Raw genomic sequence first — 20,790 nt, 5'->3', positions numbered from 1 at the left:
ACGAACGACATCCCCGGATGTGGCCGTCGAAAACCGTGTGCCGCCCGCAGGTAGCCTGCCGCCATGGACACCAGTGGTGACTTGATCGCGGGGGCGCCTTATCCGGGTATCCGGGTCCGCCTGGAAGCCTGCGGCCCGTGCGCCGAGGACTTCCACGGCCTGCTGGCCGCCGTAACGGGGAGCCCTGAGTGACCGACGACGCGGTTGCCACTCCCGGCGTAGGCTCAGAGCGGCTGCTTCAGGTAGTCCAAGACGAGGGGCGCGCCGTGCTACAGCTGGCCGCCCAGACGGATCTGGTACGTGCGGTTCCGGGGTGTCCCGGTTGGACGATCGCGGATCTGGTGGCCCACCTCGGATCCGTGTACCGCTGGGTCGGTCTCATCGTCGGAGAACGACGAAACGAGCGACCCTCGCCCCAGGAACGGGCCGCGCTGGACGGTGTCGAACGCCGCGATCAGGCGCTGTTGACAGCCCTGATGATGGCTCACACCCAGGTCGTCGAGGTGCTGCGGTCCGCTTCGGCCGACCTGGATTGCTGGAGCATGTGGCCGGCGGCGAACAGTCGCCATTACTGGATCAGGCGGCAGGCTCACGAGACCTTGGTGCATCGCATCGACGTCCAGAACGCCGCCTCCGGAGAAATCGCCGCCTGCGCGGACGTCGACCCGACGATCGCGGCAGACGGGGTCGACGAGATGGTCATCGGCTTCGCGAATCGCTACCGTGATCGGCTGCGCGCCCCCAGCCCGTGCACATTGTCCCTGCACGCCACGGATGTCGATCGCCGGTGGTGGGTCAGACTCGGGCCGGCGGAGCCTGAGTTCGGACGCGGTCCGGTCGATGGCCCGGCCCCGACCGAGATCCGCGGGCGGAGCGGCGAGCTGTTGCTGCTGCTGTGGAATCGACGCACCTGGGACGGCATGAAAATGACCGGGGACGGCGACGCCCTGCAGGTATGGCGATACGCCGCCCGGCTGTGACGCCGGCCCGGTGACCGGCCCCCGGGAACGCAGGTGCGAGGGGCCGTTCATCCGCGTGTCATCGACGCCGGGTCGGCGGGATCCGGGGCAGAGGGTAGCGACGAGCCCATGCCCGGACGAGGTACCGTGCAGCTGCGGTGACGCGGCTGGAACTGTGTTAACGACGTTGGCCCGTGACAGCCCGGTTGTCCAGCCCACACCGCCGCACAGGCGTCAGGACCTCATACAGCCGAGAGCGGCCAGGATGTCGGCGACTTCCGACCGCGAACTGTAGTCCGGGTACACACCGACCCAGCGCACGACGCGGCGGGCGTCGACGATGAGCGTGGTCGGCATCGGGATCGCGGTTGTGCCCTCGGCGTTGGCCGAGGGCAGGTCCAGGCCGAGCTGCGGCTGTGCGGCGATCACGTCCGGCGCGGGGGCGACGACGAGGCCGAGTTGGCCGGCGAGTGCGTTGCCGGGGTCGGACAGCACGGTGGACCGCAGCTCGTTCTTGTCTCGGGTGGTCAGCGATCCGTCCGGTGTCTGCGGGCTGATCGCGACCAGGTTGACACCGCGGTGCTCCAGTTCGGGCAGGAGCTGCGCCCGGTAGGTGGCCAGTGCGAGGTTGCAGTACGGGCACCACGCTCCGCGGTAGAACACCACCACCGAGATGTGCCCGCCCAGTGCGTCGTAAACCGTGGTCTGTGCCCCGTGCGGATCGAGCAACGTCCGGTCGTCGATCGTCGTACCCACGCCGACGACGCCGCCGGGGACCGCCGTGGCGGCCAGCCGGACTCGCTCCTCGGCAAAAACGCTGATCGCCGTGTTGGGCGGCTGCCTGGTTCGGTTGTGGGCCAGTGCTCTGGCCTGTTGGGCAATGGTCATTTCGATCATGACCATGCACCCTTCACTCTCGTATGCAGGGTGTTGCGTCCGATGAGTCAGCGTCGCATCGGGAGTGGGGTCTTACCTCCGCGCGGACGATCGGACGATGGCGGTCGATCTTCCGGCGAGGTGACAGGTAAGACCGTGGCCGGCGGGTGCCGCCAACCGTGTGGACGGTTCCACTCGGGATCCGCCCGACCAAGGAAGGAGACACAGCGTGCCCCTGCTCAACCCAGGTGAGTCGTTCCCCCGGCTGACGGTGTCCACGCCCGGCGGACAGACCGTCACGGTTCCTGACACGTTCGCCGGCGGATTCGGGGTGGTACTGCTCTACCGTGGCTCCTGGTGCCCGTACTGCAACGCCCAACTGCGGGCGTTTCAACGGGCCGGCGACACCCTCGCCGACCTCGGCATCCAGGTGGTTGCGTTGTCGGTCGATGACGAGGCGACCACCGTGGCGCTGGTCGAAAAGCTCGGTCTGACCTTCCCGGTCGGACACAGTGCCGACGCACGCGCGATCGCGGAGCTGACCGGTGCGTTCGTCAACGCCGAGCCGCTCCACCTGCAGTCCACCGGCTTCGTGCTTGACCCGGAGGGCAAGGTGATCGTGAGCGTGTACTCCAGCGGCGCCATCGGCCGACTCGTCCCCGAGGACGTCGTCGGTCTCGTACGTTACCTGCGTAAGCACGCCGCGGCGTCGGCCTGAGCAACGGAAGCCGAGTGGCATGGATAACGCAGACATCGCCTTCTATTTCGATCCGCTGTGCCCGTTCGCGTGGATGACGAGCAAGTGGGTCCGGCAAGTCGTCGCACAGCGCGACTACACAGTGGACTGGCGGTTCATCTCATTGCGGATGATCAACGCGAATGTCGACTACGACAGCCATTTCCCGCCGGACTACGAAGCCGGCCACACGGCCGGTCTGCGGTTGCTACGAGTAGCCGCCCGCGCTCGCGCGCAGCACGGCCGCGACGTGGTGGGGCCGCTGTACGAAGCGATCGGCGCACGGGCGTTCGACTCCGACGTCTCCCAAACCCTCGGGGCGGCCGAGCGAGGGCATCGCGGCTTCGTCGAGCCGCTGCTCGACCAGGTCGGGCTGCCCGCCGACCTCGCCGATGCCCTCGATGACACCAACTGGGACACCGAGCTGCGCGCCGAGACAGATGAGGCCCTCGCGCTGACCGGTAAGGACGTCGGCACCCCGATCATCCATTTCGGACCTCCGCACGGCACCGCGTTCTTCGGGCCGGTCATCAGCAGGCTGCCCAGCGACAAGGACGCGGTACGGCTGTGGGACCACGTCGTCGCGCTGGCCGGCTTCCCGGGATTCGCCGAACTCAAACGCAGCCTGCGCGAGCGGCCCCAGCTGCGCAGCTTCGGTGTCGGCACTGACGAGGCCGGAATCCAGGAGGACTGGCACGGCGGCAGCCGACGTCTCAAGAAGTAAGGCGGCGGAGACGGCGTGCGGGCCAATCATGAGCCACGCAGCCGCCGAGGCCGTCCGCCGGACGCACACCGAACGAATCGCGACGACGAACGGTGTCAAGGTCGGGCAGTGTCCGGTGGGCTTGACGGTCGCGACGATGAGGTCAGCGATCTTGGTCTGGATCGGTGGGACGTTGCTGATACCGAGCAGCTCCACGACCTCGCTGATTTCTCCATCGGCCGCGTCTTGGGAGGCGAACTACCGCGCCGGAGCGGGTTGTGGTGGGTGCCGTCGGCTTTAGGCGGGAGTTCGAGCTGATAGGCCCAGTTGCCGTGGTGAAGGCTCCATCGCCCGTTGCGGCGCCGTGGCATCGATGCTCTCGCCGAACTACCGCCACCCGTCACCGCCGATCTGCCCCTCGCCGATGCGTTGCACATCCTCGTCGCGGCGCCGGGAGCAGGCCTGCCCGTGCTCGACGGCCACGGCCCGGGTGGCGTGCTCGATGAAGAGCAGCACATAGATCCGCTTACCGAACACGCCTGCCACGGTTACGGATCTGGTCGGCGGGTTGGGGAATCGTGCAGCCGATGCCGCGTCGCCGCCGATAGCTGCGGTTGGACCGGGAAGAGTACGCCTTGCCCCCACGGACCCGGTCAGGTCGCTTGCGCGGTCGCCCCGGGCCTTGCCGAGCCACGCTGATGCGTTCCAACACGGGCTCAAGCTGTGGGGAGTCGCCGCGTTGACCGGCGGCGATAACGATCGACAACGGCTTTTGGCGGAGCCGACCTCACGCCTTCAGCGGCTTAACATCCATAGGAGCATCCGACCCACATCGATCGTGCCGTCCTCGTGAATCCTGAATCTGGAGATCAACGAGCCGATGGCGCGAACCGTGGGGTACGTGTCATTGACGCCACCGCTCGGGGGCAGTGAAGGTTGGGGCATGCATCCGCGACAGGTCACGTTCGTGATCTTTGACGGCTTTCAGCCGCTCGACCTGGCCGGCCCGCACGAGGTCTTCGCCGCCGCCGGATACCGGTGCCGGATCGTCGCGGCGCGGCCCGGGCTTGTGCGGTCGCCCAGCGGGCTGCCGGTTCACGTCGAGAACGGTGTGTCCGGAACCGCACCATCCGGCGTTGACACCCTCGTGGTGACGGGCGGACCCGGTGTCGATGCCGCACGGCGGGACAGGGCGCTGCTGGACTGGATCACCGCGGCCGCCGTGTCCGCACGGCGCGTGACGTCGGTGTGCAGCGGGGTGCTCCTACTGGCGGCGTCTGGCCTGCTCGGCGGGCGGCGAGTCACCACCCACTGGGGGCGCCGCGATCAACTGGTCCGCGAGCATCCGGAATTGACCGTCGACTGTGATCCGATCTTCATCCAGGACGGCCGGTTCTGGACCTCGGCGGGAGTGACGGCCGGCATGGACCTTGCCCTCGCCCTTGTCGAGGACGACTTCGGTCGTGATGTCGCACATGCGATCGCGCGTGAGCTGGTGCTGTTCCTGCGGCGGCCGGGCAGCCAGTCGCAGTTCAGCGTCCCGCTGTGGTCCGCGCAGCCCGCCAGCGATCCCATCCGGGCCGCGGTGCGGGCGATCCACGCCCGGCCCGGCGCGCGGCACGGCATCGGCGACCTTGCCGAACGTGCCGGGCTCAGTACCCGTCATCTGCAACGCCGATTCACCGCCGAGTTGGGGGTTCCGCCAGCCGCCTACGTCGAGCGGGTACGGATCGAGGCGGCGCGCCGGGCGCTGGCTGAAGGCGATGACACGATCGAGGCCGTGGCGCGGCGATGTGGCTTCGGCACCGCCGAGAGCCTGCGTCGCGCATTCCACCGGCACCTCGGCGTCCCACCCTCCGATTACCGGGACCGCTTCCAATCTGCGAAGGAGTACGTGTGACGACGTACGGCCTGCTGACATTCGACGGCGTTGAGGAACTCGACCTCGTCGGCCCGTGGGAGGTCTTCACCGCCTCCTCGATGCTGCGCGACGGCGCCGACACGGCAGTGACCATCGCCGAACTACCACGCCCGGTTCGCTGCAACAAGGGGCTGCGGCTGCTTCCAGATCACACCTTCGCCGATCACCCTCCGCTGGACGTCCTGCTCGTGCCCGGCGGCAACGGAACCAGACGCGAGGTGTCCAACCCCGTGCTGACCGACTGGCTCAAGCGGACCCAGGCGAGGTGGATCACTAGCGTCTGCACGGGCGTGCTGCTGCTCCACAAGGCGGGACACGCACGCGGAAGGCGTGTGGCCACGCACCACGCCTTCGAGGACACCCTGGAGTCCCGCGGCGAAATCACCGTCGTCCGCGACGCACGCTATGTCGTCGATGGGAACCTGGTCACCAGCCAGGGCGTCTCCGCCGGTATCGACATGGCGCTCTGGCTGATCGGACGGCTACATGGCCGGGGCCACTCGCGCGCGGTGCGGCGCTATATCCAGTACGAGCCGGCTCCGCCTTATCTCGCCGACGAGCCGGCCGGCGGTTGAGCCGCGGCCCGATTCGGTATGGCCTGGGCGGCTCTCCTCAGGTCGGTTTGGTCTTCCATGCCTTTGTAGTAGCGCTGGTAGATCTCGCCCTTGCGGCCGTTGACGTGGTGTACAAGTCCACCGACGACGGCAAGACCTTGCGGGCGGGGGTGCCCATGGGGTTGTCCGGCCAGGCATCGATCCGCCGCGCGCCGATGGCGCTCTTTCCGCTGCGGTCGAACCGGCTCATCGCGCCGGTCCACGGCCCGCAGCCGCAGCCGCTCCGGCACCGCAGTCGCCGACCCCGATGCCGTCGGATGAGCGGATGCTTGCCGCCCGCACGCCCTCCGACTACGCGAGATCGAAGAATCACTGGGGCATCAGTGGCGGTGGCGGTGCATGGAGCTCTGCACCGCAATCGACGAAACGGTAGCGCAGGCCGACGAGTCAGCCCTTACCTCTTGCCATCTCGCGCCGGCGGGTGACCTGCTGAGGCAAGCGACGGATCGTACGGCGCAGGTCGGGACAACACCGTAAGCGACAACCGGTCGGCGTGATTCCACCTCAGGCCGTCCCCAGCCGACGGCGCAGCACGTGGCGCTAAATCGTCCGCGCGCTCACCAGAGCGGCGAATCCATAATTCGCGCAGCGTGTATCAGTAAAGAAATCGATCTATCAATAGATTACCATCATATGGTATGACCTTCATACCGAGCTTACCCATCTGAACCACTCAGTGGATGAGGCGGGACGGAGGTTTCATGTTCGAGAAGCTCTTGAAGGTCATCGCCATCGGGGTTGCCACGATGAGCGCGTTCGCGAGCGTCGACGCCCTTGCGCAGCTCCAGCCCACCACGAACGTCCACACCCATCCGCAGCTTCAGCCCACCACCAACGTCGCCGTCACCTCCGAGCTCAACGCGGGTGGTCAGATCAACGTCGCCGCCGCGCGACTGCGCAGGCCGGTGAGCGACGCGCTGAGGCACGCGCACGTCGGCATCTTCGTGATGCACCCGTACAGCAGCTACCAGGACAACGCGCTGTGCAACGGCCTCGCACAGAGGGGCTTCACGGTCCTTTGCGCGGACAGCGTCTTCACCGGCCGTCCCGATGACTACTACGGCTACGAGCAGCATGCACCGGGCATTCGGGCCGGCATCAAGTACCTGCGCGGCATCGCCGCAAGCCCGTCGCTCCCCGCCGTGACGCGGGTATTGCTGCTCGGCCACAGCATGGGCGCGCCGATGATGGCGTTCTACGAGAACGTGGCCGAGAACGGCGCGGCGGTCGCGTGCCAGGGTGCCGAAAAGATCCTCCCCTGCGTCGACACCAACCTGCACGGCCTGCCACGCGCCGACGGCGTCATGCTCTTCGACCCACACCTCGGCGACGGCCTCGCGACGTTCACCTACGTCGATCCCGCGCTCGGCATGTCGACCACCGAGTGCGTCGACCGCAAGAGGCAGTACGACATGTTCGACGCGGCGAACGGCTACGTGTCGGACCCGGGCGGGCTCGACGACAACAGCGCCGCGTACGGCAAGCAGTTCCGTAAGACCTTCCTCGTGCACCAGGCGAACCGCAATGAGGCACTGATGAAGGAAGCGCTGCGGCTGCTCGCGGAGCGCCGCCGCGTGACCGGAAACCCGAACGACATGGGCGACGAGATCCCGTTCAACGTTCCTGGGGCCAATGGCGCGCGCCTCTGGCAGCCCGACACCGCACTGATGCGATCGACGCAGAGGCCGCACATGCTGCTCGCGCGTGACGGGACGCGCCCGATCACGACCATCCACTCGGTGCGCCCGCCCTCGGGCAACCTCGCTGCCGCCTCCTGCGAGGAGTCGACGCTCTCCGTGAACGTGCACGTCTGGCTGGGCGCGAAGGCGCTTCGCGCGACGCCCGGACTCTACGACCAGACCGAGAACGACATCACCGGCGTCGACTACGCGTCTTCGGCGACCAGCACGGTCGCGGGCGCACGAGGCATCGGCACGCGCCCTGCCGACGGCCAGTCGACCACGCCGCTCCTCATCATCGCGAACACCGGGCATTACTTCCTGCGTCCTGCCGAGATCGTCTACGACAACGCCATCAGCACCGACAAGACGGTCGCGTACTCGGAAGGCGCGGTGCACGGGGGCGGCCCCTGCGCGCAGTGCACGCGCATCCTGCTGAGCGACCCGAGCCTGCCGACGGCGGCCGCCAACGCCTACTGGACGGACCCGGCGGGCAACGGGCCTCTCGAGCGCTCGCTCGACTTCATGGCGGAGTGGCTGTCGGCCCGCTTCTGAGCCGCGCGCTTCGCATCCACAAGGGAGGAACACCGTGATCATGACCCGAGTGTTCAGAGCGCTCGCATTGGCCGGCGCGCTCACCATGGCCACGGCTGCCGGGGCGGCAGCCCCGGCAGCCCCGGCACCCGCGCCGCCGGCGCCGACCTTCGTGCAGTTCTCGCCCAGCGCCACCAAGGGCGCGCTCTACCGTCCGGACCCCGTGCTCTATCCCCACCCGCACGTCGGCGTGATCGTGATGCACCGCGACTCCAACTACCTCTCGCACATCAGCACCAAGGAGCTGCCCAAGCGCGGCTTCGTCGTGCTGGGTATGAACCCGCGCTGCGACAACAACGAGGCGGCCTGCGCCCCGTGGGAGAACAACGCGCTCGACGTGAAGCAGGGCGTGAACTACCTGCGCGGCCTGCCGGGGATCACCAAGGTGGTGCTGCTGGGCCACAGCGGCGGCGGCCCGACGATGACGTTCTACGAGGCGGTCGCGGAGCAGGGCGTGGCCTTCTGCCAACAGCCCGTCAAGCTCATGAAGTGCAGCGATGCGCTCGCCGGCCTGCCGAAGGTAGACGGCATCCTCCTGATGGACGCGCACCCGGGCAACGGCATCAACGCGGTGCGCAGCCTCAGCGCCGACGTCACGAACGATCCCGCGGTCCTGAACGAGGGGCGGGCGCCCAGGACCAACTGGCGCCTCGACCCGTTCGACCCGCGCAACGGCTATCGCCCGGGCGGCATGACGCGCTACTCGGACGACTTCAAAAGCCGCTACTTCCGGGCCCAGTCCGCGCGCATGAACTACCTCATCGACCAGGCGAAGGCGCGCCTCGCCGACGTCGAGGCGAAGGGGTTGGGCGACGCGCCGTTCGTGGTGCCGCTCGGCGACAACGCGCGTCTCGCCCAGATCGACCTGAGCATCCACGACAGCACACTCCTGCCGCGCAAGCTCCTCAAGAACGACGGCACGGTCGAAAGCCGCTTCCCGGTGAAGAGCGTGCGCGTCCAGGACGTCGAGCCGGGCGACGAGCAGGGCTTCGACTCGACGATGTTCCTCACGGTGAAGTCGTTCCTCAGCGTGCGTGCGGTGCGGTCGACCAGCTCCATGGACGGCATCGACTGGTGCTCGAGCAACAACTCGACGCCGTGCAATCTACAGCAGGTCCACGTTCCCCTGCTGGTCACGGCGATGGGGGGACACTACTTCATCCGTGACGCCGAGCAGTATTTCGACATGGCGGCGAGCCCCGACAAGGATTTCTACGTGATCGAGGGCGCGACCCACGGCGGCACCGAGTGCGTGCCGTGCGAGAAGGCGCCGGGCCAGTACTCGAACGCCACGAAGAACCTGTTCGACCTGATGCAGCGCTGGATGGACAAGCGCTTCCCGGCCTGAGCGGCCTCGGCGACCGGTGGCGGAGCACCGTGGGCGCGTGGACGCCGGCTCGTCGCACGACGCTGTGAGCTGAGGCCGAGGATCTTGGAACGCATGACGTTCCATGCCTGGCATCCGGCTCGACGTCGCTGGGGAATGAGCAGTGCCTGCGACAGCGGAGCGGTGCCGGTTCCGCGCCCGGTCGTACGCCGACGGGCAGAGCATGCCGTCGGCGGTGAGATCCTCGGCGATCGCGAAGTCCCCCGGGCCCGCGATGAACTCGGCGAAGATCCGCCGGACCACCTCGGCGGGCTGCGGATCGACCTCCAGCACGTGCAGACGCTTCCCGTCGGCGGCATTGGCCGGGTTGGGGTGCGGACCCGCGTCGGCGAGCCGGTATCCGTACGGGGTCTGCCGCCGAGGAACCGTCCCTGGCTGTGGGCGAGCGCGGCCGGCGGTCTGAAGCGCTCCGGGTCTGATGGAAGCCTCCACCGGTCCCGGAACACTTCATGCCGTGCTCACATCGTCACTTCACGAAAGAGCCGTTCACGAGTCGGTTCAGATCGAGGCCGCGAACCTTCTGGTCCTGTGCGCCGAGGACGTTCTGGGCCGTCTTCAGCTGACTGACATCGGGGTTGAGCTTTGCCGGCAGCACTTCCTTGGAATAGAAGTCATACGTCTGCTCGGCGGTCTGATCATCGGACAGCCTGAGCCTCGTCTTCAGGACGTGCGTCGCGGTGGTCCTGTCGGTCCGCTCGATCTGCGCCGCCTCCGTCAGCGAGTCCGTGATCTTCTGAACGATCGCCTTGTTCGATGTCAGGAACGTGCTCTTCCCCACCATGGCCACGGTGGCGTACGGAATGTGCTGGGCAGCCATGTCGAGTAGCGGATTGAGCCCCTTCGCCTTGAACGCGAGCGAGCCCGGCGGATGTGAGACCGCCGCCTTGACCGCACCCTTGACCAGCGCGGCGTTGACGTTCGGGACCTCGCCGAGCGGCGACAGGGTGACCCTGGCCGGGTCCACTCCCAGCTTCTGGAGCGCGACCTTCGTAGCGATCCCGACAGAGCCGGTCGCAGAGGTGATGCCGACCCGCTGCCCGGCGAGCGCCTTGGCGTCCTTGATCTCCGGTGAGGAGTACAGGATGAAGGTGAAGACCGGGGCCAAGGCGGCGAAGTACTGCAGTTTCGCACCCTGGGCGGCTGCGGAGACGCCTTCCGCGGCGCCAATCGCCGCGATCTGGGTCTGACCGGAAAGCAACGTCTGGAGGCCGGTCTGCCCGGTGATGTACTTCACCTCGACGTTGACGCCGTTCTTTTTGAAGATCCCCTTGTCCGCCGCGATCCAGAGCGGCAGGTTCTCCGGGACGAGCTGACTGAACGAGATCACGATCTTCCCGCTCGCCTTGATCTTGCCGGTGGCGCTCCCACCGCACGCGGTCAGACACGATAGGGCGATGGCGACGGCGGACAACCCGGACACCGCGTGCTTGAGGCCGGGCCATCGCCATAGCGGCGGCTTCGCCGGAATGGGCCTCGGCGCTTGGTCGAGCATAACCGTGTCCTCCAATATCACCGGGGCTACTGTGCCCGCCATGAGCTGAAGTGCCGCTCGGCCAGTCCGAGCAGGTTCGTGAGTACGACTCCCGCCGCCGCGATCAGTGCCACTCCCGCGAGCACCCTGGGGGTCTGGAAGCTGGCGCCGGCATTGGCGACGAGCAGCCCGACGCCATGCTGGGCGCCGAGGAGCTCGCCGACGAAAACCCCGATCAGGCCCTGGCCGACGGCCAGCCTCATCCCGCTGAGCACGAACGGAACACACGCCGGCAGGTTGACGGTGAGGAACACTTGACGATCCGTCGCGTTGAACACCCGCGCCGCCTGTATCAGCGTCCGATCCACCGTTCGTACGCCGGCAGCGGCATTGATCAGTATCGGGAACACTCCACCGAGGAACACCACCGCGATCTTCGAGGACAGGCCGATGCCGAACCAGATGATGAGGATCGGCATGAGGGCGATACGCGGGGTCGAATAGAAGAAGTTGATCAGCGGTTCGAGCGCGAACCCCAGCCGCTTGTACCAGCCGATCAGCATCCCGAGCGGCAGCCCGATGACGAGGGAGAGCAGAAATCCGATGATGAATTCCACGCCGCTCGCCCGCAGGTCCGCGCCAATGCCCGGTGAGGTGAACATATCGCCGAACGCGCTGGCGACGGCGGTCGGCGCGGGCAGCAGGATGGCATCCACCGCACCGGAGACCGACACGAGCTGCCAGCTGATGAGGAAGACGCCGACACCGAGCGTGCCGAAGATCAGTGCTTCGGTACGACGACGCCCGCCTGCCGGCTTCCGGCGCTCACCGGTCGCGGTGGTTCTCGTACGGCTGCTGCTCATCTGTGTCGCCACGTCTGCTCCACGATCAGGGAGTGGGGGTCTGGTGCAACTCATCCCAAATCCGGTCCTCGAGCGAGTGGAACGCCTCCTCGCGGCTCGCCTCCGGTTTGCGAGGACGGGGTAGATCCACATCGATCCACGTCTTCACGCGTCCAGGTCCTGCGGTGAAGACCAGTACGCGGTCGGCCAGAAGTACAGCCTCCTTGATGTCGTGCGTAACGAAGATCGCCGTCATCCCGAGCTGTTCCCAGATCTGCAGGAGCTCGGCCTGCATGCGCTCGCGGGTCTGCGCGTCGAGAGCGGCGAAGGGCTCGTCGAGGAGCAGCAACTCCGGCTCGACGGCGAGCGCCCGCGCGAGGTTGACGCGCTGCTGCATCCCACCCGACAGAGTTGAGGGGAAGCGGTTCCCGAAGCCTTCGAGGCCGACCAGCCGCAGCAGGTCGTCCACGCGCTCGCGCAGCTCGGCGCGGCCGAGCGTGCCCTGCAGGTCGGGACCGTAGGACACGTTGCGGCGCACGGTACGCCATGGCAGGAGACTGGGCTGCTGGAATACCAGCGCCCGCTCGGGCCCAGGCCCGCGGATCGGCGTCCCGGACAGGAGCAACTCTCCGGAGGTCGTGGGGATGAGCCCCGCGACCGAGTGCAGGAACGTGGTCTTGCCGCAGCCGGAGGGGCCGACCACCACCACGAACTCGCCGTGCCGGACCTCCAGGTCGACGCCGTCCACGGCGGTGAAGACGCCCCCCTCGGCGTCCGGGGACGGATACTGGATGCCGACGCCGCGCGCCACCAGGTGCGGCGATATCTCGTCGCCGGTCGCGGTCGCGGCATTCGTGGCGGACCTGGCTGCTGATGAGCGGCTCATGCCTTCATCCCCGCTACCGCCTTGTCGAACTCCTCGTCCGCGTCGTAGCCCCACAGCCACTCCCCTTTCGTCGCCAGGGTTGACGCCGCCCGGCGCTCCTGCTCTTTGGGGTCGGTGAGGTCGTAGATCTCACCGGACTGCCGGGACGCGCTCTGCACGCGTGCGGTGCGTTCCTTGCGGATACGCTCGTACCGGTGCAGCCAGGTCTCGACCGTGTCAGGGCGGGCGCGTTCGAGGCAACGAGCGAGCACGATCGCGTCTTCTACGCTCTGCCCGGCACCCTGCCCCTGGTGCGGCAGCATCGAGTGGGCGGCGTCGCCGAGCAACGTGACACGTCCGAACGTCCACTTCGGCAGCGGCTCGCGGTCGTACAGTGCCCAGCGCATGGTTCGGTCGAGCGCGCCGATGATGCCGAGCACGGTCGGATCCCAGCCCTCGAAATGCTCGGCCAGGCGCTCGACCTCCCCCGGCGCACTCCAGGACTCGACCGCCCACGAGCCGTCGGCCGGAACGAACGCCACCACGTTCATCACCGCGCCCGCAGCGATGGGGTAGGTAAGGAAGTGCTGATTGGGCCCCAGCCACATCCGGTGCAGGTGGCGGTCCTCTCCCAGGAAGGACAGCCGCTCCATCGGGACCAGGCCCCGATAGGCGATCTTCCCAGAGAAGACCGGCGCGTCCTGCTGGTAGGCCGAACGCACGACGGAGTGGATCCCGTCCGCGCCGACCACCGTGTCGGCGACCGCCGTGGAACCGTCGTCGAACGTCAGGTGCACCTCGTCGTCGCGCTGCTCGACCGCGGTGCAGCGCTTACCGGGCTCCAGGTACCGCTCGGCGACGCCACTCACCAGGACGTCGAGGAGCTGGGCCCGGTGAACGGTCAGGCTCATCCGCCGACCGAGGAGCCCGGCAGTCCGGCTGTCGACGATGACCTTTCCGTCGTGCCAGCGCCGCCGCTGGTACGCGGAGGGCCGGGACGCGATCGCGTCGAGCCGGCTCTCGATCCCCAGCCGGTTGAGCAGCCGTACGGCGTTCGGGCCCAGCGCCACGCCCGCGCCCACCTCGGTGAACTCCTTCGCCTGCTCATAGACGCGGAAATCGACTCCGGCCCGCTGCAACGCGAGGGCAGCGGTCAGGCCGCCGATTCCACCTCCGACGATCGCGGCACGCAACGCGCGCTGTGTCATGCCAGACCTCCGATGCCCTCAGCCGCCGGAAGATGGCGGCCCCGCCGGGCGGGTGGCGACGTACGGTGACGTACTGCTCTGTCCATCAGCTCCGTGATCCCTCGAACCTCTCCGACTCCGTCACTGACGGCCGGACCTATGGTGGGCTGTCAGTTTGCGCTGTTCAGACCGGGTACGCGTGCCCGTCTCGGAGGATGAAGCTGTCCGAAAGCGGCGGCGGCGAAGTTCTCATCGACGTCGAAGCGCCGCTTGGCGAGCCCTGCTCGAAGGAGTAGCGGTTGAGCGTCTCGACGGCGCGCCGGTCTTCTCCCCGAGGCCGTACTCCCAGAACTCGTCGCCGAACGCGCTCGTCGTCTCGGCCATGTAATCCGGGAGCCAGGGCAGCATGGTCTTCAGCGCGTTCCGGTACCGCAGCTCGTCGTTGAGGTCGTACCCGCCCTGCGTTCCGCAGACGGACACGCGGTCCTTCTGGCTGTCATGCAGCTTCGCCTGAACGTCGGAGTCGTCCGACTCACCATGTGCTGGCTTGGCCTCAACCTCAGTCACGGCACCGACCTCCTGCAGCGGCGGTTAACGCTCGTCGATGTCCAAATGGTCTAACCATATAACAACCATGGCGGAGTCCCATTGGTCAAGCGTCCCGCCGCGCGCCTTGACGACCCGTCCGGCGGCGAGGCCCGCACCGGGCCGTCACGCCACGCACTTGACGTCAGCCGACGCCCGCGGCGGACCTCGGGCGCGTCCTGGTCCAGCACTCACTCGTGCGAGTTGATCCCCGTGCTCCTCAGCAGGTGCGCTTGCCGCCCTCTGAGCGATCGGTCAATGCCCACTCCCATACTTGGCGTGCGTTCGTTAACGCCAATACGTTCTGGGCCGATCCCGCGGCGGGCTGGCTATCAAGGTGTACCTCGCAGCCAACGGCCGTGGCCTGCCACTGGCCGTCGTCCTCACACCGGCCAACGTCAACGACTCCACCATGTTCGACGTGATGCTGGACGTGATCCGCGTACCACGACTGTCCGCAGGCCGGCCTCGGCGCAGGCCCAAGACGGTCATCGCCGACAAGGCCTATTCCTCCCGGGGCATCCGTGCCGGCTTACGACAGCGCGCCATCCGCACCGTCAACCTCGAACGCACCGATCAGATGGCCAACCGGGCCCACCGCAGATCGGCGGGCGGCCGCCCCAGCCTTCGATACTGAGCGGACAAGGCCCGCAACGTGGCCGAACGATGCTTCAGCAGGCTCAAGCAGGTCCGGGCCGTCGTCACCCGCTTCAGCAAAGGGCAGCCGCTACCTCGTTGACCTCCGCCTATCCGCGCTCATCCTCTGGCTCCGCGAACCCACCGGATGATCTTTGCCAGACAGATCCTAGTCCGCGTACCGGATCCTTCACTGGTCAAGTCGTACCCGAGTCTCACGACATCGAGGCATTCCATCGCTGCAGGCGGGGAGGCCCCCGAGGATATTGACTGGCGCGGTTGACCAGTTCGCCGATCTGGTCATGTTCGTGGGGGCGTGGGACCTGGCGATGAGCCGGATGTCAGGGCTACAGGCCGAGGCTCCGGCCGATGATCTCCTTCATGATCTCGGTCGTGCCGCCGAAGATCGTCTGGATGCGGGAGTCGAGGTAGGCCTTGGCGATCGGGTACTCCGTCATGTAGCCGTAGCCGCCGTGCAGTTGCAGGCAGCGGTCCACGACGCGGTTGCACAGCTCGGTGTTCCACCACTTGAGCATCGAGGCCTCCTCGGTGCTCAGCCGCTCCGCGACGTGCTCGGTCACGCAGCGGTCGGTGAACGCCCGGGCCACCGACAGCTCGGTCTTCATCTCCGCCAGCGTGAACCGGTTGTGCTGGAACCGCCCGATGGGCCGGCCGAACGCCTCGCGGTTGCGGCAGTACTCCAGCGTCTCCTCGAACGCCTTCTCCGCCCCCGCGAGCGCGGTGACGCCGATGGCGACCCGCTCGCGCGGGAGGTTCTGCATCAGGTAGACGAAGCCCTCGCCCTCCTCGCCGAGGAGGTTCGCCTTGGGGACCCGTACGTTCTCGAAGTACAGCTCGGCCGTGTCCTGGGCGTGCAGGCCGATCTTTTCCAGGTTGCGGCCCCGCTCGAAACCGATCATGCCGCGCTCGACGACGAGCAGGCTGATGCCCTTGTGACCGGCCTCGGGGTCCGTACGGGCGACGACGATGACCAGGTCGGACAGGATCCCGTTGGTGATGAAGGTCTTCTGCCCGTTGAGGATGTAGTCGTCGCCGTCCTTGACCGCGGTCGTCCGGATGCCCTGCAGGTCCGAGCCGGCGGCGGGCTCGGTCATGGCGATCGCGGTGATGATCTCGCCGGAGCAGTAGCCGGGGAGCCAGCGCTGCTTCTGCTCGTCGGTGGCGAGGCGGCTCAGGTAGCCGCCGTTGATGTCGTTGTGCACCGCGAAACCCGGGCCGTGAACCCCGGCGCGGGCCAGTTCCTCACCCATGACCACGTAGTAGCGGTAGTCACGCTCGCCGCCACCGCCGTACCGCTCGTCGATGTCGATACCGAGCAGGCCCTGGCGTCCGGCGGCGAGCCACACGTCGCGGGAGACGACACCGTCCTTCTCCCACTGCTCGTGGAAGGGCGCGACCTCCTTCGCGATGAAGGATCGCACGGTGTCGCGGAAGGCCTCGTGTTCTTCGGTGAAGATCTCGCGCTGCATACGTTGCGCTCCTCGACGGCGGTGTAAGTAGAACCTTATTCGGTTCTATGAAACACCATGAGGCCCGGGCGCGCACAGCCCGGCACAGCCGATCTACCCAAGGTCACGGCATGAGATACGTCTCTTCGGCGATCAGAGACCGCCCGGAGTCCTCGCCCGTCGCGAGCGGTGTCCAGGCGTCGCGTCGCAAGGCGGAGGAGGGAGTCGACCCGGGTTTGGCTGGCGACCCTTCCCGGGGTCCCCGCGGAAGCGTGCCGGGCGGCGGAGCCGTTCGGCACGGTTTCGTGGGGTGGGGGCGACAACGCGGCGAGGCGGCGCCTGGGCGCCGCCCAGCAGGGCATGGGGTCCGGGCGGTCTCTCAGCCCGCGAGGCGCGTGACGGCGGCGGCGACCCGCTCGTCCGTCGCGGTGAACGCCGCGCGTACGTGACGCGCTCCCCGCGTGCCGTAGAACTCACCCGGCGCGACGAGGATGCCGAGCTCGGAAAGCGTCTTCACGGTGTCCCAGCACGGCTCGTCGCGGGTCAGCCAGAGGTACAGGCCGCCCTCGGAGTGATCGACGCGAAAGCCGTGCGCCTCGAAGGCGGTGCGCAGGGACTCGCGACGTCGTGCGTAGCGCGCCCGTTGCTCCTCGACGTGCTCGTCGTCCTCGAGTGCGACCGTCATCGCGGCCTGAACCGGCGCCGGCATGATCATCCCGGCGTGCTTGCGGATCTCGAGGAGCTCCTTGACGAGTGCCGGGTCGCCGGCGACGAAACCCGCGCGGTAGCCCGCCAGGTTGGACCGCTTGGACAGCGAGTGCACGGCGAGCAGGCCGGTGTGGTCGTCGCCGCAGATGTCCGAGCGCAGGACGGAGACCGGCTCGGCCTCCCAGCCGAGCTCGGCGTAGCACTCGTCGCTGATGAGGATCACGCCGCGCTCGCGGGCCCACCCGACGACCTTGCGGAGGTGCTCGGCGGGGAGCACCTGGCCGGTCGGGTTGGACGGTGAGTTGATCCAGAGGATCTTCGGGGTCTGCGGCCCGAGGCCGAGCAGCCCGTCGACCGCCAGCGACGTGGCCCCGGCGAGGCGCGCGCCGACGTCGTACGTCGGGTAGGCGAGGCCGGGGATCGCCACGGTGTCGCCGGCTCCGGCGCCGAGCAGCGTCGGCAGCCACGCGACGAGCTCCTTGGTGCCGATGACCGGCAGGATCGCGGCGGGGTCGGCGGCCACCCCGAGCCGGCGCGCGAGCCAGCCCGCCGCGGCCTCACGCAACGCGGGAGTGCCGTAGGTCGCGGGGTAGCCGGGCGCGTCGGCGGCCTCGGCCAGCGCCCGGCGTACGAGCTGGGGGGTGGGGTCGACCGGCGTGCCGATCGACAGATCGACGATGCCGTCCGGGTGTTGCTGCGCCTGGTCCTTGTACGGGGCCAGCAGGTCCCACGGGAAGTCCGGCAGCGTCTTGATCATGCGTCTCCCAGCCGTGCGCGCCGTCCGTCCGGCAGGGACGGACGGCGCACGGACATTCTCATCCGAACTCAGGCTTCGTCTCCCTGCGGCGGCAGTGCCGCCACGATCGGGTGGTCCTTGTCGATCTTGCCGACCTTGGACGCACCGCCCGGCGAACCGAGATCGTCGAAGAACTCCACGTTGGCCTTGTAGAAGTCCTTCCACTGGTCCGGCGTGTCGTCTTCGTAGAAGATCGCCTCGACCGGGCAGACCGGCTCACATGCGCCGCAGTCGACGCACTCGTCCGGGTGAATGTAGAGCATGCGCTTGCCCTCGTAGATGCAGTCGACGGGGCACTCTTCGATGCATGCCTTGTCGAGCACGTCCACGCAAGGCTGCGCGATGACGTAGGTCACGTCGTACTCCTCAACGTCTGTGGCCGTCGCCACGGCTCGCAGCGGTTCCTTGCCTAGTATTGCCGTTATCAGTCAACCGTTTCGACATGGGGGGCGTCACATCGGACCGCGTTTCTCCGCCCGGTACGTCGTTTCGGTATCCCCCTCCGACGTCGGGCGACGTGTGTCGCTCCGTCGACGGCTGCCTAACGGAGCGTACAGCGACGTGCTCGGAGACCTGCAGGCGTGGTCCCGGGGCGAGCTCACGGTGCGCCGCCGGGACGGCTCCGTCGTCACGGTGGCCGAAACCGAACTCGTGGCGGGCAAAGTCGTTCCGCCTCCTCCCCCGCGTCGCAGGCCGTCACGGAACCCCGGCGGTTGAACACCCGGCCGCGGCGCCTTCCCATCTCCTGGGATACCACCGCTCGCCAGAGGATCGCTCAAGCCACCCCGGTCGGGTCGGGACCCGGCCAGATGGGAACGTCGGCGGGCAGATCCCGGCCGACCCTCATGGGGAACTCGGCCGGGCGCTTCTCCAGGAACGCGGTGACACCCTCGGCGGCGTCGGGCGCCGCGCCGAACGCGCGCATCAGCAGCGAGTCGGCGCGGTGGGCGTCCCAGGGGGAGGAAGCGCCGAGCCCGGACCACATCAGGCGGCGCACGGCGGCGACCGCGACGGCCGACGTGTTGGCGGCGATCTCTCCGGCCAGTTCGTAGGCGGCGTCGAGGAGGCCCTCGGCGGGGTAGAGCCGGGAGACGAGGCGGCCCCGCAGCGCCTCGTCGGCGTCGAAGACGCGGCCGGTCACCGACCATTCCATGGCCTGGGCGATGCCGACGAGCCGGGGCAGGAACCAGCTCGACGCGGCCTCGGTGACGATGCCGCGCCGGGCGAAGACGAAGCCGAACCGGGCGCCGTCGGCCGCGAGCCTGACGTCCATCGGCAGCGTCATCGTGACGCCGACGCCCACGGCCGGGCCGTTGATCGCCGCGATGACCGGCTTGAGCGACCGCGCGATGCGCAGGGCGACCGTGCCGCCCCCGTCCCGCGGGACGCCGTCCGCGAACACCTCACGCTCACCGGGAACGTCCCTGACCGCGTCGTGGTCGAACGTGCCCGCGCCGCGCTCGAGGTCGGCACCGGCGCAGAAGGCGCGCCCGCGCCCGGTGACCACGACCGCCCGAACGTCGTCATCGGCGTCGGCCCGGTCGAACGCGTCGATCAACTCGCCTCGCATCACGTAGGTGAACGCGTTGAGCCGTTCCGGCCGGTCGAGAGTGATCGTGGCGACCCGGTCGGCGACGGAGTACTCGATCTCGGTGTACGACACTGCTGCTCCCTGCTCGTGACGTGATCGCGCCCACCACACCGGCCGGCGCCGGCGGCCAAGGCGATGGTGAACCGGATTCTAGAAGCCGATACGCAAGCGTGGCATGAGCGGACCGCCCCCGCATCGGGAGAGGTGGTTCACGCCTTGTTCTGCGCGGGGTGCGGCCATGGGGCGTCCTCATCGGCGGGACAGCCCACCAGCGGAGGCATGGCCGGGACGAGCACCTCTCGGCTCCAGACCGCGCGGGTGCCCGGATAGTCCTCCGGCGGCATGACCTTGAGGGTGCCGCGCGAGACGGGGACCAGGCGGGCCGTGATCGGGCGGCCGTCGACGAACGGCGTGGCACCCCAGAACGTCCAGAAGTCCTCCGGATCGATCTCGGGATGGTCGTCGAGCGGACGGGTGGGCTTTCCGGGGTGCAGGCGGGCCCACCGCCACTGGTCGGTGAGCAGCCGGCACGCCAGGGAGCGCAGCAGGCTGAGGGCCGGCAGGTCGTGCGCGCAGGCGATGTCGTCGATCACCAGGTCCGGCAGGCCGAACCGCCGCAGGCCGAGCAGCGTGATCCGCAGGCAGGAGCAGGACTCCGCACCGTCGAGGTCGTCCTGGTGCGCGGAACGGGCCGAGGTCTCGTCGACGTCGTAACGCGTGCCGAACCACTGATCGCCCATCCGGAACCAGCCGCGCTCCGTCCGGGCGAGGCCGTCGCGGAGGACGACCTGACGGGCCTGAGGATCGATGAGGACACCGTCGGTGGCGTCGGCGATCGCCCGGGCCACCGCGCGCGCGGTCTGCTCGCCGTAGGGCTGGTCGACGGTCGCGACCCGGTGGACGACCAGGACCTGATGCGTCGACTCCCGGACTCTCCGGCGGTCGTCGTCGGAGGCCAGGAGGTCGTCCAGGCGCCACGTCGCCTCGTCCGCGCCGATGGTGAAGACGCCGAGCCGGGGTGATCTCAGCGCCTCGGCGGCAGCGGCGCGAAACGGCTCGGGCACACGCCACGGCACGACCGTGCCCGGGTCGTCGAGCACTCGGCTCGTCGCGACCACGTAGTGCGACGTCACCGTCTCCGGAACGGAAAGCACGAGCTGGGGCACTGCTG

At 68.3% G+C, this 20,790-nt stretch carries 21 protein-coding genes; 9 read left to right on the top strand and 12 right to left on the bottom strand.

Annotation, left to right across the window (positions count from 1 at the left end):
- Positions 1–188 precede the first annotated feature (188 nt).
- Complete coding sequence (locus tag ABEA10_RS48830) at positions 189–980, top strand: maleylpyruvate isomerase family mycothiol-dependent enzyme (protein ID WP_345475549.1); 792 nt, start codon at positions 189–191, stop codon at positions 978–980.
- 213 nt (positions 981–1,193) lie between these two features.
- On the opposite strand, the gene ABEA10_RS48825 is transcribed toward ABEA10_RS48830, so the two are convergent.
- Entirely contained in the window at positions 1,194–1,856 is a 663-nt protein-coding gene (locus ABEA10_RS48825; RefSeq protein WP_345475548.1) for a peroxiredoxin-like family protein, read from the bottom strand.
- 208 nt (positions 1,857–2,064) lie between these two features.
- Here ABEA10_RS48825 and ABEA10_RS48820 point away from each other — a divergent pair, with 208 nt between their 5' ends.
- Both ABEA10_RS48820 and ABEA10_RS48815 read left to right on the top strand, forming a co-directional pair.
- Positions 2,065–2,553: a peroxiredoxin family protein gene (locus tag ABEA10_RS48820; protein WP_345475547.1), complete on the top strand. Its 489-nt coding sequence runs from the start codon at positions 2,065–2,067 to the stop codon at positions 2,551–2,553.
- Between the two features lie 19 nt (positions 2,554–2,572).
- Entirely contained in the window at positions 2,573–3,295 is a 723-nt protein-coding gene (locus tag ABEA10_RS48815) for a mycothiol-dependent nitroreductase Rv2466c family protein (protein WP_345475546.1), read from the top strand.
- A gap of 366 nt (positions 3,296–3,661) precedes the next feature.
- On the opposite strand, the gene ABEA10_RS48810 is transcribed toward ABEA10_RS48815, so the two are convergent.
- Positions 3,662–3,811 (bottom strand): hypothetical protein, encoded by a 150-nt coding sequence (locus ABEA10_RS48810; RefSeq protein ID WP_345475545.1) that lies wholly within the window; start codon positions 3,809–3,811, stop codon positions 3,662–3,664.
- A 406-nt stretch (positions 3,812–4,217) separates the two neighbouring features.
- Here ABEA10_RS48810 and ABEA10_RS48805 point away from each other — a divergent pair, with 406 nt between their 5' ends.
- The 4 genes from ABEA10_RS48805 (at position 4,218) to ABEA10_RS48790 (ending at position 9,430) form a co-directional block, all read left to right on the top strand.
- Positions 4,218–5,174, top strand: a complete 957-nt coding sequence (locus ABEA10_RS48805) for a GlxA family transcriptional regulator (RefSeq protein ID WP_345475544.1) — start codon at positions 4,218–4,220, stop codon at positions 5,172–5,174.
- Positions 5,171–5,770 (top strand): DJ-1/PfpI family protein, encoded by a 600-nt coding sequence (locus tag ABEA10_RS48800; RefSeq protein WP_345475543.1) that lies wholly within the window; start codon positions 5,171–5,173, stop codon positions 5,768–5,770. The genes ABEA10_RS48805 and ABEA10_RS48800 overlap by 4 nt, the downstream gene beginning before the upstream one ends.
- A 740-nt stretch (positions 5,771–6,510) precedes the next feature.
- Positions 6,511–8,043, top strand: a complete 1,533-nt coding sequence (locus ABEA10_RS48795; protein ID WP_345475542.1) for an alpha/beta hydrolase — start codon at positions 6,511–6,513, stop codon at positions 8,041–8,043.
- Between the two features lie 34 nt (positions 8,044–8,077).
- On the top strand, positions 8,078–9,430 hold the full coding sequence (locus ABEA10_RS48790) for an alpha/beta hydrolase family protein (protein ID WP_345475541.1): 1,353 nt from the start codon (positions 8,078–8,080) through the stop codon (positions 9,428–9,430).
- 505 nt (positions 9,431–9,935) lie between these two features.
- Here ABEA10_RS48790 and ABEA10_RS48785 read toward each other — a convergent pair.
- The 5 genes from ABEA10_RS48785 to ABEA10_RS48765 form a co-directional block, all read right to left on the bottom strand.
- The gene (locus ABEA10_RS48785) at positions 9,936–10,961 is read right to left on the bottom strand and encodes an ABC transporter substrate-binding protein (protein ID WP_345475540.1); all 1,026 of its coding nucleotides are present in this window, start codon (positions 10,959–10,961) and stop codon (positions 9,936–9,938) included.
- Positions 10,962–10,987: 26 nt separating this feature from the next.
- Positions 10,988–11,803, bottom strand: coding sequence for an ABC transporter permease (locus tag ABEA10_RS48780; RefSeq protein ID WP_345475539.1), 816 nt, complete (start codon positions 11,801–11,803; stop codon positions 10,988–10,990).
- A gap of 25 nt (positions 11,804–11,828) precedes the next feature.
- On the bottom strand, positions 11,829–12,668 hold the full coding sequence (locus ABEA10_RS48775; protein ID WP_345475538.1) for an ABC transporter ATP-binding protein: 840 nt from the start codon (positions 12,666–12,668) through the stop codon (positions 11,829–11,831).
- Positions 12,665–13,855: an FAD-dependent monooxygenase gene (locus ABEA10_RS48770; RefSeq protein WP_345475537.1), complete on the bottom strand. Its 1,191-nt coding sequence runs from the start codon at positions 13,853–13,855 to the stop codon at positions 12,665–12,667. Before ABEA10_RS48770 ends, ABEA10_RS48775 begins: the two co-directional genes overlap by 4 nt.
- 228 nt (positions 13,856–14,083) lie before the next feature.
- The gene (locus ABEA10_RS48765) at positions 14,084–14,401 is read right to left on the bottom strand and encodes a hypothetical protein (RefSeq protein WP_345475536.1); all 318 of its coding nucleotides are present in this window, start codon (positions 14,399–14,401) and stop codon (positions 14,084–14,086) included.
- 322 nt (positions 14,402–14,723) lie between these two features.
- Here ABEA10_RS48765 and ABEA10_RS48760 point away from each other — a divergent pair, with 322 nt between their 5' ends.
- Entirely contained in the window at positions 14,724–15,056 is a 333-nt protein-coding gene (locus ABEA10_RS48760; protein ID WP_345475595.1) for a transposase, read from the top strand.
- 346 nt (positions 15,057–15,402) lie between these two features.
- Here the strand turns inward: ABEA10_RS48760 and ABEA10_RS48755 are convergent, their stop codons facing one another.
- From ABEA10_RS48755 to fdxA, 3 genes are all read right to left on the bottom strand, one after another.
- Positions 15,403–16,545: an acyl-CoA dehydrogenase family protein gene (locus ABEA10_RS48755; protein WP_345475535.1), complete on the bottom strand. Its 1,143-nt coding sequence runs from the start codon at positions 16,543–16,545 to the stop codon at positions 15,403–15,405.
- Between the two features lie 358 nt (positions 16,546–16,903).
- Positions 16,904–17,986 (bottom strand): succinyldiaminopimelate transaminase, encoded by a 1,083-nt coding sequence (gene dapC / locus ABEA10_RS48750; protein WP_345475594.1) that lies wholly within the window; start codon positions 17,984–17,986, stop codon positions 16,904–16,906.
- A 71-nt stretch (positions 17,987–18,057) separates the two neighbouring features.
- The gene (fdxA, locus tag ABEA10_RS48745) at positions 18,058–18,384 is read right to left on the bottom strand and encodes a ferredoxin (RefSeq protein ID WP_345475593.1); all 327 of its coding nucleotides are present in this window, start codon (positions 18,382–18,384) and stop codon (positions 18,058–18,060) included.
- A gap of 19 nt (positions 18,385–18,403) precedes the next feature.
- Between fdxA and ABEA10_RS51490 the strand changes: the two genes are divergently transcribed.
- Positions 18,404–18,745 (top strand): putative acetyltransferase, encoded by a 342-nt coding sequence (locus ABEA10_RS51490; RefSeq protein WP_425551067.1) that lies wholly within the window; start codon positions 18,404–18,406, stop codon positions 18,743–18,745.
- A 58-nt stretch (positions 18,746–18,803) separates the two neighbouring features.
- Here ABEA10_RS51490 and ABEA10_RS48740 read toward each other — a convergent pair whose 3' ends face one another.
- Both ABEA10_RS48740 and ABEA10_RS48735 read right to left on the bottom strand, forming a co-directional pair.
- On the bottom strand, positions 18,804–19,691 hold the full coding sequence (locus ABEA10_RS48740) for an enoyl-CoA hydratase-related protein (RefSeq protein ID WP_345475534.1): 888 nt from the start codon (positions 19,689–19,691) through the stop codon (positions 18,804–18,806).
- A 137-nt stretch (positions 19,692–19,828) separates the two neighbouring features.
- On the bottom strand, positions 19,829–20,785 hold the full coding sequence (locus ABEA10_RS48735; RefSeq protein ID WP_345475533.1) for a hypothetical protein: 957 nt from the start codon (positions 20,783–20,785) through the stop codon (positions 19,829–19,831).
- Positions 20,786–20,790 lie beyond the last annotated feature (5 nt).

Source organism: Actinoallomurus oryzae, assembly GCF_039541955.1.
Classification (GTDB): Bacteria; Actinomycetota; Actinomycetes; order Streptosporangiales; family Streptosporangiaceae; genus Actinoallomurus; species Actinoallomurus oryzae.
The sequence above is the reverse complement of the archived record's forward strand: the minus strand, read 5'-3'. Positions and strand labels throughout refer to the sequence as shown.